At 70.4% G+C, this 13,207-nt stretch carries 10 protein-coding genes; 6 read left to right on the forward strand and 4 right to left on the reverse strand.

The window, feature by feature from the left end:
• Positions 1-90 precede the first annotated feature (90 nt).
• Entirely contained in the window at positions 91-684 is a 594-nt protein-coding gene (locus tag MHO01S_RS04840; protein ID WP_060961096.1) for a hypothetical protein, read from the forward strand.
• An 88-nt stretch (positions 685-772) separates the two neighbouring features.
• Here MHO01S_RS04840 and MHO01S_RS04845 read toward each other — a convergent pair whose 3' ends face one another.
• From MHO01S_RS04845 to MHO01S_RS04860, 4 genes are all read right to left on the reverse strand, one after another.
• Entirely contained in the window at positions 773-1,258 is a 486-nt protein-coding gene (locus MHO01S_RS04845; protein ID WP_060961095.1) for a hypothetical protein, read from the reverse strand.
• Positions 1,255-1,650, reverse strand: coding sequence for a hypothetical protein (locus tag MHO01S_RS04850; protein ID WP_060961094.1), 396 nt, complete (start codon positions 1,648-1,650; stop codon positions 1,255-1,257). Before MHO01S_RS04850 ends, MHO01S_RS04845 begins: the two co-directional genes overlap by 4 nt.
• Positions 1,643-2,527, reverse strand: a complete 885-nt coding sequence (locus MHO01S_RS04855) for a type IV secretory system conjugative DNA transfer family protein (RefSeq protein WP_060961093.1) — start codon at positions 2,525-2,527, stop codon at positions 1,643-1,645. The genes MHO01S_RS04850 and MHO01S_RS04855 overlap by 8 nt, the downstream gene beginning before the upstream one ends.
• 359 nt (positions 2,528-2,886) lie before the next feature.
• Positions 2,887-4,242: a TetR/AcrR family transcriptional regulator gene (locus MHO01S_RS04860; protein WP_061781916.1), complete on the reverse strand. Its 1,356-nt coding sequence runs from the start codon at positions 4,240-4,242 to the stop codon at positions 2,887-2,889.
• 135 nt (positions 4,243-4,377) lie between these two features.
• Between MHO01S_RS04860 and MHO01S_RS04865 the strand changes: the two genes are divergently transcribed.
• The 5 genes from MHO01S_RS04865 to MHO01S_RS04890 all read left to right on the forward strand — a co-directional run bounded on the left by MHO01S_RS04865 (position 4,378) and on the right by MHO01S_RS04890 (position 13,161).
• Positions 4,378-5,682, forward strand: coding sequence for an MFS transporter (locus tag MHO01S_RS04865; RefSeq protein ID WP_060961091.1), 1,305 nt, complete (start codon positions 4,378-4,380; stop codon positions 5,680-5,682).
• Positions 5,679-7,463 carry a glycoside hydrolase family 3 protein gene (locus MHO01S_RS04870; protein ID WP_060961090.1) on the forward strand — a complete coding sequence of 595 codons (1,785 nt, stop codon included), beginning with the start codon at positions 5,679-5,681 and terminating at the stop codon, positions 7,461-7,463. The genes MHO01S_RS04865 and MHO01S_RS04870 overlap by 4 nt, the downstream gene beginning before the upstream one ends.
• 276 nt (positions 7,464-7,739) lie before the next feature.
• The gene (locus tag MHO01S_RS04875) at positions 7,740-9,845 is read left to right on the forward strand and encodes an acyl-CoA dehydrogenase family protein (protein WP_060961089.1); all 2,106 of its coding nucleotides are present in this window, start codon (positions 7,740-7,742) and stop codon (positions 9,843-9,845) included.
• Between the two features lie 320 nt (positions 9,846-10,165).
• On the forward strand, positions 10,166-10,744 hold the full coding sequence (locus MHO01S_RS04885) for a DNA-3-methyladenine glycosylase I (protein WP_060961087.1): 579 nt from the start codon (positions 10,166-10,168) through the stop codon (positions 10,742-10,744).
• Positions 10,745-10,806: 62 nt separating this feature from the next.
• Positions 10,807-13,161, forward strand: coding sequence for an ATP-binding cassette domain-containing protein (locus MHO01S_RS04890; RefSeq protein ID WP_060961086.1), 2,355 nt, complete (start codon positions 10,807-10,809; stop codon positions 13,159-13,161).
• Positions 13,162-13,207 lie beyond the last annotated feature (46 nt).

Genomic DNA, 13,207 nt, shown 5'->3' on the forward strand with positions numbered 1-13,207 from the left:
GAGACCTTCGGTTGATCCGATTTCGGGTCCCCTTCCGTACGGTTGAAGAGTCGGGAGTCATCCCCCGATTTCCGGAGAGAGAAGGCATACGTGAAGATCAATACGAAACTCAGGACGCTCGCGATTCTCGGGGCGGTTGCCCTCGGTTCTATCGGTGGTCTGACGGCCACCGCGGCCAACGCGGCCGACGATGCGGCGAGTCAGACCACGTCGACGGGCATCGTCGAGCGGGATATCAACACCGTCAGCGTTGAACCCGCCAACGACGAAGCGAACCTCGCCAAGCTGAACCAGCTCAAGGGGACGCAGACGTCCGCGGAGATCGCCGCGATCGTTAGCTCGGAGAAGAAGCACGTCGCTCTCCTCGACACCGAGACCAACACTTATGTGGCCGCCTTCTATGTGCAGGAGCCGACGTTCACGCTCTTCGCGATCAGCGTTCGCGGCCCGGGCTGCGCGACGACTGATGCCTGCGCAACGACCGCCTCTGGCGTTCCCAACGGGTACTACGGCACGGGTCAGCGTGACATCAACCTGACGAACATCACGAAGATCTTCGCCGGCAACCGCAACACCTCGTTCTGGTACAACGTCAGCGGCGGCTCTGCCGCTGACTACGTTGCAGCGGGTGCCACCACCTATCTGTCCTCCGCGCGGCACTACCTCAGCATCACGCGGAGCTGACACCCGACACCACTAAAAGGGGCTTCCGCTGGTTCAGCGGGAGCCCCTTTACGTCTGGCTAGAGAGTTGCACCCCAAGATGCTGCCTGTCAGCCGTGGGAGCGGGTGATCCACTGGTCCCATTCGGTCTCATCGGTGGCGTCCGACCAGTCGCGGATGGGGCGGCTCTCCTGGTGCCCGTTGGTGCAACCGGCGCTGGCGGACGCCTTCTTGATGCGTTCGACGGCGAGGGCGTAGCGCTCGTGCCACCCGATGGGGCCGAGGCCGGTGTCGTTGGGGTCGAAGAGCGCGCGGTGGGCGCTGCGGAGGGCGGATAGTTCTTCGACGAGCCACCCGTGCTTCCACCAGCAGGCGGGGACGACGGTGGGGCTGACCTGGTAGCGGAGGGTGAACCATTCCACCCACGCGCGAAGGTCGATCCAGATGTCGTGGGCGGTTTCGTCGTCGAGCTCGCGCCAGTTCACTACCCACACGGCGTCGAGCTCGGCGGCGGCTTGACGGTTGTCGAGGTCGATCTCGGCCTGCATCACCGCCGCGGCCTCGTCGACCGTGAAGTCGTCGAAGTCGTCGCTCATGATCCTTCTCCCCCTCGGGTGGTGTGTTTGCGTCTGACGATCTGCAGCGCGGTCGTGGACGCCTGCTCGCGGGTGCGGTGGCGTGCCAGGAGCGGGTCGCGGTCGATGATCCGGTGCAGCAGCTCGTGGCAGGCCGGGTGCAACGGCCACAGGTCCTCGTGCGACTCGTCGGCGTACCAGCCGGCTGCTGTCTTCTTCACCCCGTCGTAGGACAGGTGGTGCAGTTCGATTTCGCGCCGGTCGGCGGTGCGATCGCATCCGACGCACGTCCACTCCCCCGCGAGCTGCAGCTGGTCGCGGAACCAGCGGTCGCGGCGCGCGAACCACTGCGGCGAGGTCAGGTAGCCGGTGCGGTACGTGTTGCCGCGCGAGGGCCGGCGTCGGTTAGACATCCCGAGCCCGCGCGGTGAAGTGAGCTTGCTGTTCCCGCTCGAGGTCGCGCTTGCTCGTGGAGATCTCCCGCCCGTCGCGGCGTTCGGCCCACCCGTCGAGCTCCAGCAGCACGGGCCGGCGGTTGCGGTAGCTGAGAAGGCCCGTGCCGTTTGGCATCCGGCGTAGCTCGTCGACGGTCATCAGCGGGAGACGCTCGTGCTGTTCGCTGGTGGAGTAGCCGAGCTGCTCGGTATTCCACGACCGTTGCGTGCGCTGACGGTCCCGGTACCCGAGGAGCCGTTCGACGTCGCCCAGGTGGTCAGCGTCGCCACCACCCCCGAGGAGCACCTTCGCGGTCGCAGCAGACCAGATCGTGGAGGCCTCGGCCGCGGACCAGCTGGTCTCCGCCTGGGACAGCGCCTGCAGCACGACGAGCGTGCAGATACCGCGGCCGCCGCCGTCGGCCATGACGCGGGGAAGGCTCTCCCAGCGGAACATGTTCGCGACCCCGTCCAGGATCAGCCCCAGCGGGATCGATAGCCGTGCACCAGGCGACGTCATCGCACGCTTCCGACCGACCTCCACGATGTCGTCGAGCAGTGGGAACAGGAACCCGCCCATCGCCGTCGCACCGGTGGACGAGCCAAGAAGGTACAGCGTGTTCTCCCCGTCGAGGAACTCGGCGGAGGCGAACGGGGCGTCCGCGCCCGTCGGGGACAGTACGTCGCGGATCTTTGGGATCGAGAGCGGCGCGACGGCTGCCTGCACCCCGAACCACTGCGACGACAGCAGCCTCGGGTCTCCCTCGAGGACGGATTCCAGACCGTCGCCCCCGGGCGTCCCGTAGATGCGGAGAATGTCGACGGGGCCGCGCGTGAGCCCCGGCGCCGACCCCACCGGTACAGGTCGTCGACGGATTTGTTCTGCACCCCACCTGTCTCCGGCGACCCGCCCGCCCATCGGCCCGCCGTCGCGGAATCGGTGGCGCGCCAGAATCGGATGCGGGGGCCGCCCTGGTCCGAATCCGCTTGCGGTCTCCGCATCCGTTCTAGCGCGCGGCATCCAGCACTTGACGCGGCATCCGGTGTGCCTGCCCGCTTCGGCCGTCTGCCCGCACGGCCTGAGCCCTACCGCCCGCCCAGCCGCCGCGGAATCGGACGTGCGCGCCGGAATCGGATGCGGGAGCGCATGTGGTCCGAATCTGCTGCGCTCCTCCGAATCCGCTGCGGCGCGGCAGCAGCCCCGGCCCGGGGCGGTCAGCGTCGGGGCAGGATGTCGTCGAGGTGGGCGGCGAGGTGCGCGGCCACGTCGACGCTCTCCCGGTCGTACAACCACTGGTACTGCAGGCCGTCCCACAGCGCGACGAGGCGGATCGCCTCGCGCTCGGGGTCGCGGTGCGCCGGCAGGTCGCCGTCGTCGCGCGCGGCGCTCAGCATCGCGGCGAGGCGGTCGATCGCGAGCGTGAACCGGCGCTCGAAGTAGTCGTGAGCCGGGTGGTCGTCGGGCAGGGCCTCGCACGAGAGCACCGCGTAGACCTCGATCAGTCCGGGTGCGGTGGCCGCGTTGGCGGCGGCACCGCGGGGGATGTCGCGCAGGATGTCGGCGGCGCGGGTGAGTCCTTCCAGGGGCTCGACCGAGACGGCCCGGTCGCGCTCGGCGAGGACGGCGCCGAGCAGCGCATCCTTGGAGGAGTAGTGGTGCAGCAGGGCCGATTTGGACACGCCGACACGTTCCGCGATCTCGCGGAGGCTCGTGGCGGCGTAGCCGTCGCGGGCGAAGAGGGCCGTCGCGTCGCGGAGGATACGGGCCCGGCGCTCGCGGCCGACCCGATAGCCGTCGGTGCCGGTCTCGTCGGCGGATGCCGAGTCGAGCGGCTGCCACGAGACGGACACGGCGGAACCAGGACCCCCGGAAACAGAACCCGCAGACCCCCCAGAACCAGGACCCCCGGAACCAGAACCCCCAGACCCCCCAGCTCCCCGGCCCACGGTCGTGGCCGCGGCATCCCCGTGCCATCCGGGGGGCGTCGCGAGCGCGTGCTGCACCTCGGTGAGCAACGGGACGAGGTCGACGCGGTCGGGGAGGTAGAGCTCCAGCAGCTGCAGGCCGTCCCAGACGGCCGCGACGCGCACGGCCTCGCCCTCGAAGTCGCGCGCCGGATCCACGGTGCCGGCGGCGGCCGCGTCGCGCAGGGCGACGACCGAGAACTCGCGCAGCCGCGCGTAGCGCTCGCGCATGTAGGCGTGGGCGGGGTGGTCCCGCGTCGAGCTCTCGCCGACCAGTGCGGCGTACAGCGGCAGGTAGCCCTCGAGGCCCTCGTTGCGCGCCGCGATGGCGGCGAACATCAGCGTGCCCGGCGCGGGGACGGCGTCGCCGTCGAGCAGCGCCTCCTCGGTGGCGCGGTCGAAGGAGGCGATCACCGCCGTCAGGAGCAGATCCTTCGAGGCGAAGTGCTTGAGCAGGCCGGGGTGCGTGATTCCGGCGGCGGCGGCGACGTCGCGCAGTGATGCCGCGCGGTAGCCGCGCGAGACGAACACGTCTCGGGCCGCCTCCACGATGCGGTCGCGGGTGGCGGCGGCGTTGCGTGTGCGCTGCGGCGTGCTCGTCGTCATGCTCGCCTCCCGAGAGACCACCCTACTGCGGCCCCTGCCCTCCCGAAGGATTCAGTTACCAATCGGTCGGGTTTCGTGTACCGTGTCCCTCGAGACCTCGCGTCTCACCCTCACATCGCTGTGAAAGGACTCTCCATGACAGAGCTGTCACCGGCTGCGACCGCCGCGGCCGTCGGAACGACCGGCATCCGGACGCCGGGCACCACCCCGTCGAAGACGCCGCGGGGCTACACCGCGAGCCTCGCCGCCGTGAACTTCGGCGTCTATTTGGCGCTGCTCACGCCGGTCATGGTGTCGATGGCGTTCAAGATCCAGCACATCTCGACGGATGCCGCCGCCGCGACCGGCAACCTCGGGCTGGTCCTGGGCGTCGGTGCGCTGTTCGCCCTCGTCGCGAACCCCCTCGCCGGACGCCTCTCCGATCGGACGACGTCGCGCTGGGGCATGCGGCGGCCGTGGATCCTGGGCGGGGCGATCGTCGGTCTCGGCGCCTTCGCGTTGATCGGCGCCGCCACCTCGGTGTGGGTCGTGCTGGTGGGATGGTGCCTCGCGCAGGCGGCGATGAACGCACTCCTCGCGGCGGCCAACGCGACGCTGCCCGACCAGGTGCCGGTGGCCCGTCGCGGCGCCGTCTCGGGGCTCGTGGGCATCACGACGCCCCTCGGCATCCTCGGCGGCAGCTTCCTGATGAACTTCATCGCCGAGGACTTCCTCCGCTTCCTCGTGCCGGCGCTGATCTCGACGGTGCTCGCCGTCGTCTTCGTCGTCATGCTCAAGGACCGCGTCCGCACGGAGAAGCCCGTCGACCGCTTCACGATCGGCAAGTTCTTCGGCTCGTTCGTGTTCAACCCCGCCGCCCACCCCGACTTCGGCTGGACCTGGCTCACCAAGTTCCTGGTGATGTTCGGCTACGCCGGCATCGCGACCTTCCTCCCGTTCTACCTCGTGGAGAAGTTCGGCCTCGATGAGCAGGGAGCCATCGCGACGATCCTGGTGGCGAACCTCGCGTCGATGGCGGCCATGATGGTGTCGAGCCCGCTCGGCGGCATCCTGTCCGACCGCATCGGCAAGCGGCGTCCCTTCGTCGCGATCGCCGGTCTGATCATGGTCGTCGGCCTCGTGCTGCTGGCCTTCGCACCCAGCATCCCCGTGCTCATCGTCGCGCAGGCGATCATCGGGTTCGGCGCCGGGTCGTTCTTCTCCGTCGATCTCGCCCTCGCGACCCAGGTGCTGCCGAACCCCGACGACGTCGCGAAAGACCTGGGCGTGCTCAACATCGCCAACGCGCTGCCGCAGTCGATCGCCCCCGCCATCGCGCCGTCGATCATCGCGCTCGGCGCCGCGACGCCGCTCGGGGGCTACACGACGTACTACCTCTTCGGCGCCCTCGTGGCCCTCGCCGGCGCCGTCCTCGTCTACCGCATCAAGGGAGTGAAATGACCACCGACACCACGACGACCCCGCCCACCGCGATCGAGCGGCCCTGGCTCGACGCCGATCGTCCGATCGACGAGCGCGTCGAGCTGCTGCTGGGGGAGATGACCGTCGAGGAGAAGGTGGGCCTGTTCTTCCAGACGATGATCGCGATGGGCCCCGACGGCGCGCTCTCCGACGGCGACCCCGCCTTCGGGCTCCCCTCGACCGACGAGTACGTGCGTGAGCGGCACATGACCCACTTCAACCTGCTCGGCGTCGCCCCGACCGCGCGCGAGATCGCGCAGTGGCACAACCGCCTGCAGGAGCTCGCGGCCTCGACGCGTCTCGGCATCCCCGTGACGATCTCGACCGACCCGCGCCACTCCTTCACCGAGAACCCCGGCACCGCGATGCTCTCGGGCCCGTTCTCGCAGTGGCCCGACGCGCTCGGCCTCGCGGCGACGCGCGACGAGGAGCTCGTGCGCACCTTCGGCGACATCGCGCGGCAGGAGTACACGGCCGTCGGCATCCGCGTCGCCCTGCATCCGCAGGTCGACCTCGCGACCGAGCCGCGCTGGGCGCGTCAGCTGCAGACCTTCGGAGAGGATGCCGAGCTGTCGGCGCGGCTGGGCGCCGCGTACATCCGCGGATTCCAGGGCGACAGCGTCGGGGCGGGGTCGGTGTCCACGATGGTCAAGCACTTCCCGGGCGGCGGGCCGCAGAAGGACGGGGAGGATCCGCACTTCGCCTACGGCCGTGAGCAGGTGTATCCCGGCGACGCGTTCGAGCTGCACCTGAAGCCGTTCGAGGCGGCGTTCGCGGCCGGCGTGCGCCAGGTCATGCCCTACTACGGGATGCCGGTCGGCACGCAGTACGAGGAGGTCGGCTTCGGGTTCAACAAGAGCGTGCTCACGGGTCTGCTGCGGGAGCGGTTCGGGTTCGACGGCATCGTCTGCACGGACTGGGGTCTGCTCACCGACAGCGAGATCATGGGAACGCCGTTCCCGGCCCGCGCCTGGGGCGTCGAGCACCTGACCCCGGCGGAGCGCATGGCGAAGACGCTCGATGCGGGCGCCGACCAGTTCGGCGGGGAGCGCTGCACCGAGATCCTGCTGCAGCTGGTGGCCGACGGGGTCGTCGCCGAGGACCGTCTCGACGTCTCGGCCCGGCGCCTGCTGCGGGAGAAGTTCCTGCTCGGCCTGTTCGACGATCCGTACGTCGATGTCGACGCCGCGGATCGCATCGTGGGCTCCCCGGACTTCCGGGCGGCGGGCGACGCCGCTCAGCGCGCGGCGATCACGGTGCTCGCCGCGACCGACGCGGTGCCGTTCGGGCCCGAGCCGAAGCTCTACGTCGAGGGGATCGACGCCGACCTCGCCGCGCAGTACGGGCAGGTCGTCGCGACACCGGGCGAGGCCGACGTCGCCGTGCTGCGCCTGCAGGCGCCGTACGAGCAGCGCGGCTCGATGTTCGAGAACTTCTTCCACGCCGGGTCGCTCGACTTCCCGGACGAGGTCGTCGCCCACGTCGCCGAGGTAGCGGCTGCCGTGCCGACCGTCGTCGACGTGTTCCTCGACCGTCCCGCGATCCTCACGCCGCTGGTCGAGCTGGGCGTGACGGTGACGGGCAACTGGGGTGCGAGCTCCGCCGCGCTGCTCGACGTGCTCTCGGGTCGGGCCGTCGCCCGCGGACGGCTCCCCTTCGACCTGCCGCGGTCGATGGCCGCGGTGGAGGCCTCGCGTCCCGACGTCCCGTTCGACACGATCGACCCGCTGTTCCGCTTCGGCCACGGCGTCGATCTCTGACCGCGCGGGGCCGTCTCGCCTGATCGGGGGAGGGCGACAGAATCGGATGCCGCGGCGCGCGGCATCCGATTCTGTTTTGGTGCTCCGATTCCGTGGCGGCGCACCCCGCATGCCAGTGAGACTCAGTCTCACGAAGCGTGGGTGTGGGTTCCATACAGGTCTGGATGCCGCGACGGTCGCGAGCGTTGTGGAGAGCCCGCAACGGGTTTGCGGCGGTGTTGTAGCCCTCCTACCGTCGAGACTGAGTTCTGCTGTCCGCTGTCGAAAGGTACGCCGATGACCGACGCCGCCGTCCGTCCGAAGAAGCCCGCCACGAACACGCGCACTCCCGCGGGGGGAGCCCCCACCGCCGCGCACACCGCGGCCGAGGCGCACGAGGCCCGCATCCACGTCGACACCGTCACCGATCTGCTGCTCGGCACCTGGGCCGACACGCGGCGCGAGGCGCGCGAGATGATCAAGGACCCCGCGATGTGGAAGATCGAGGGGCTGTCGGTGGCCGACCACCGCGAGCGCGTCCTCGGGCAGCTGCGCGTGCTCGTCGAGAACAACGGGTCGCGCCGCGCGTTCCCGAAGAAGTACGGCGGCCTCGAGGACAACGGCGCCAACCTCGCCGGCTTCATGGAGCTCGTCCTCGCCGACCCGTCGCTGCAGATCAAGTCGGGCGTGCAGTGGGGTCTGTTCGGCTCCGCCATCTACCAGCTCGGCACCGAGAAGCACCACGACGCGTGGCTGCGCGACGTCATCGACCTCGAGCTCCCCGGCGCCTTCGCCATGACCGAGATCGGCCACGGCTCCGATGTCGCGGCCATCGGCACGACCGCCACCTACGACCCCGAGACCGAGGAGTTCGTCATCCATACGCCGTTCCGCGGCGCATGGAAGGACTACCTCGGCAACGCCGCGCTCCACGGTCGCGCCGCCACGGTGTTCGCCCAGCTCATCACCGGCGGGGTCAACTACGGCGTGCACTGCTTCTTCGTCCCCATCCGCGACGAGAACGGCGAGATGCTCCCGGGCGTGCAGAGCGAGGACGACGGCGTGAAGGGCGGCCTCAATGGCATCGACAACGGCCGGCTCGCCTTCGACCACGTGCGCGTCCCGCGCTTCAACCTCCTCAACCGCTACGGCGACGTCGCCGCCGACGGCACCTACACCTCGGAGATCCCGAGCCCCGGCCGCCGCTTCTTCACGATGCTCGGCGCGCTGGTGCAGGGGCGCGTCTCGCTCGACGGCGCCGCGACCACGGCGACGGCCCTCGCCCTGAACATCGCGATCACCTACGCGGGCCAGCGCCGCCAGTTCGACTCGGGCTCCGGCAGCGACGAGGTCGTGCTGCTCAACTACGGCAAGCACCAGCGGCGTCTGCTGCCGCGGTTGGCGCAGGTGTACGCGCAATTCTTCTCCAACGACGAGCTGCTGCGCACCTTCGACGGCGTCTTCAGCGGCCGCACCGACACCCCCGAGGAGCGCGAGAACCTCGAGACGCTCGCGGCGGCCCTCAAGCCGCTGTCGACGTGGAACGCGCTCGACACGATCCAGGAGTGCCGCGAGGCGTGCGGCGGCTCGGGCTTCATGGCCGACAACCGTCTGGTGGGGCTGCACCACGACCTCGACGTCTACGTCACCTTCGAGGGCGACAACAACGTGCTCCTCCAGCTCGTCGGCAAGCGGCTGCTCAGCGACTTCGCGAAGCAGTTCCGGGGCGCGGATGCCGCCAAGCTCGCCTCCTTCGCCGCCAGGCAGACGGCCGGCAAGGTGTTCCACGGCGCGGGGCTGCGCCAGCTCGGCCAGGCGGTGACGGACCTGGGCTCGACGGCGCGGTCCGTCGAGCTCGGCCTGCGGGCCGAGCAGCAGCACGAGTTGCTGGCCGGACGCGTACAGCAGATGATCGAAGACATCGCGGGTCGGCTGCGCCCGGCATCCAAGGCCTCGCCGGCCGAGGCGGCGGCGATCTTCAACGCCAACCAGGCCGAGCTCATCGAGGCTGCGCGCGCCCACGGCGAGCTGCTGCAGTGGGAGGCGTTCAGCGACGGCATCGCCGGCGTCTCGGATGCCGGCACGGCTCAGGTGCTCACGTGGCTGCGCGACCTGTTCGGCCTGCACCTGATCGAGAAGCACCTCGCCTGGTACCTGATCAACGGGCGCCTGTCGGCGCAGCGCGCGGCCTCCGTGTCGAAGTACATCGACCGGCTGCTCCTGCGCCTGCGCCCGCACGCGCAGGACCTCGTCGACGCGTTCGGGTTCGAGCCCGAGCACGTGCGTGCGCCGATCGCCTCGGGCGCCGAGCGGGAGCGGCAGGAGGAGGCCCGCACCTACTACGCCGACCTCGCCGCCTCGGGGGCCGCCCCCGTCTCAGAGAAGACCCTGAAGAAGAAGTAGCGCCGCCACGCCCCGCGAGCCGACACGATTCGCGCGAGCCGCTACGGCACGGCCGGGCCATTGTGTGACGGTTCGGTCACGGGGTAGCGGCTCGGTGGTGGTTGGGTGAGTGGCGGGCCGGCCGACCCCGCGCGTGTGCCGGACTCCTCCACGCGCGGGGGTGCGGGCCGCGTCCGGGCGTCCCTGCCCCGCGACCGCAGCGAGTTGGAGGAGTTCGGGACCCGGACCTCGGCGCCCGTCCCCGACACCCCGGTCATGCCGGGGCTCCCGACGGCGCGACGCGGCCGCGCGGTGTCGGCGCCCGCGGCTAGCCTGACGGAGTGAGTGATCTGCGTGTGGGCCCCGACGGCGTCTCGCGGTGCGGCTGGGTCGGTGACGACCCGGAGTACCGTCGCTACCACGACGAGGAGTGGGGCCGGCCGCTGCACGGCGACCGCGCGCTCTTCGAGAAGCTGAGCCTCGAGGGCTTCCAGGCGGGACTGTCGTGGATCACGATCCTCCGCAAGCGTCCCGGTTTCCGCGAGGCGTTCGCCGGCTTCGACCCCGAGGTCGTCGCGGGCTTCGACGACGGTGACGTCGACAGGCTGATGGCGGATGCCGGGATCGTCCGCAACCGCGCGAAGATCCTCGCGACGATCGGCAACGCGCGGCTCGTCCGCGACATGCGTCCCGGTGAGCTCGACGCGCTGATGTGGTCGTTCGCGCCCGACGCGAGGGCCGAGGCGGAGCGGCCGCGCGTCTTCGCGGACGTGCCGGCGGTGACCCCGGCATCCGATGCGCTGTCCGCCGCGCTGCGCACGGCGGGGTTCCGTTTCGTCGGCTCCACCACGATGTACGCGCTGATGCAGTCGGCGGGGATGGTCGACGACCACCTTCACGGGTGCCACCGCGCACCCTGATCGACGGGAGGTGGTCGCCGGAAGGGGTGCGCCGTGTCGCACCCACGCGGCAGACTGACGCCATGGCACCCGCATCCGAGCACGTCGCCGACTCGCACGGACGCATCCGCGTCGTCGGGGCGCGCGAGAACAACCTCCAGGGCATCGACGTCGAGATCCCGAAGCGGAGGCTGACGGTCTTCACCGGCGTCAGCGGCTCCGGCAAGTCCAGCCTCGTGTTCGGAACGATCGCGGCGGAATCGCAGCGGCTGATCAACGAGACCTATCCCACGTTCGTGCAGCAGTTCATGGGACAGCTGAGTCGCCCCGACGTCGACGCGCTCGAGAACGTGAGCCCGGCCATCGTGGTCGATCAGGAGCGGATGGGCGCCAACGCGCGCTCGACGGTCGGCACCGCGACCGACGTCCACGCCATGCTGCGGGTGCTCTTCAGCCGCATCGGCCGGCCGCACGTCGGTTCGCCGCAGGCCTTCTCGTTCAACGTGCCGTCGGTCTCGGGGTCGGGGGCGATCACGATCGCCGTCGGCGCCGACGACGGCAAGACCGAGCGCCGCTCGTTCGAGGTCACCGGCGGCATGTGCCCCGCGTGCGAGGGGCTGGGGCAGGTGAGCGACATCGACATCGACGAGCTGCTGGACCGCTCGCTGTCGCTGCGCGCGGGCGCCATCCGGGTTCCCGGCTACACGCCCGACGGCTGGATGGTGAAGGGCTACAGCGAGTCCGGGTTCTTCGACCCCGACAAGCCCATCGCGGACTTCACCGACGACGAGCTGCACGTGCTGCTGCACCGGGAGCAGACGAAGGTGAAGATCGCGGGCATCAACATGACCTACGAGGGACTCGTCCCGCGCATCACGAAGTCGATGCTGCAGAAGGACCGGGAGGGCCTGCAGCCCCACGTCCGGGCCTTCGTCGACCGTGCGGTGAAGTTCATGCCGTGCGCGGCATGCAGCGGGACGCGACTCAACCACGCGGCGCGATCGTCGAAGATCGCGGACGTCAGCATCGCGGATGCCGCGGCGATGCAGATCACCGAGCTCGCGGCCTGGGTGGCGACGATCGACGACCCGTCGGTCGCGCCGCTGGTGACGGGGCTGCGCCAGACGCTGGACTCGTTCGTGGCGATCGGGCTGGGCTACCTGTACCTCGATCGCGCCAGCGGCACGCTCTCCGGCGGCGAGGCCCAGCGCACCAAGATGATCCGCCATCTGGGCTCGAGCCTCACCGACGTCACGTACGTGTTCGACGAGCCCACGACGGGTCTGCACCCGCACGACATCCAGCGCATGAACGACCTCCTGCTCCTGCTGCGCGACAAGGGCAACACCGTGCTGGTCGTCGAGCACAAGCCGGAGGTCATCGCGATCGCCGACCACGTCGTCGACCTCGGACCCGGCGCGGGGCGCGCCGGCGGGCGCATCACGTACGAAGGCGACGTCGCCGGACTGCGCGCGTCCGGCACCGTCACAGGCCGGCACATCGACCATCGCGCCCGGCTGAAGCCCGAGACGCGCGGCGCCCGGGGCGCGCTGCCGATCCGCGGTGCGCGCCTGCACAACCTCCAGGGCGTCGACGTCGACGTGCCCCTCGGCATCCTCACCGTCGTCACCGGCGTCGCGGGTTCGGGCAAATCCTCCCTGATCCACGGGAGCCTGCCCGCCTTCGAGGGCGTGGTCGTCGTGGACCAGACGCCCATCAAGGGCTCCCGCCGGTCGAGCCCGGCGACCTACACCGGGGTGCTCGACGCCATCCGCGCCGCCTTCGCGAAGGCCAACGGCGTGAAGCCCGGACTGTTCAGCGCGAACTCGGAGGGGGCGTGCCCCGCGTGCCGGGGGCTCGGGGTCATCATCACGAACCTCGGTTTCACCCAGAGCGTCGAGACGCGGTGCGAGCTGTGCGAGGGCAGCGGCTTCAGCGACACGGTGCTGGAGTACCGCTGGCAGGGGCGCACCATCGCCGAGGTGCTCGCCATGCCGGTCGACGAGGCGGCCCCGTTCGTGGGGAAGGGGCCGGCGCACGCGGTGCTCGTCCGCATGATCGACGTGGGCCTGGGCTACATCACCCTCGGCCAGTCGCTCGCGTCGCTCTCCGGCGGGGAACGCCAACGCCTCAAGCTCGCGATCGCCATGGCGAAGCCGGGCGCGGTCTACGTGCTCGACGAGCCCACGACCGGGCTGCATCTGGCCGACGTCGACAACCTGCTGGCGCTGCTCGACCGGCTGGTGGATGCCGGAAACTCGGTGATCGCGATCGAGCATCACCAGGCCGTCATGGCGCACGCCGACTGGATCATCGACGTCGGCCCCGGGGCGGGCCGCGACGGGGGACGGGTGGTCTTCGAGGGGACGCCGGCCGCGCTCGTCGCGCAGCGCGAGACGCTGACCGCCCGTCATCTCGCGACGTACGTCGGAGGATGACGAGCCAATAGTGGGTAGTTCTCCCCATGCGCAAGGGTGCACCGCC

Origin of the sequence: Microbacterium hominis NBRC 15708, assembly GCF_001592125.1 — a bacterium.
Lineage (GTDB): Bacteria > Actinomycetota > Actinomycetes > Actinomycetales > Microbacteriaceae > Microbacterium > Microbacterium hominis.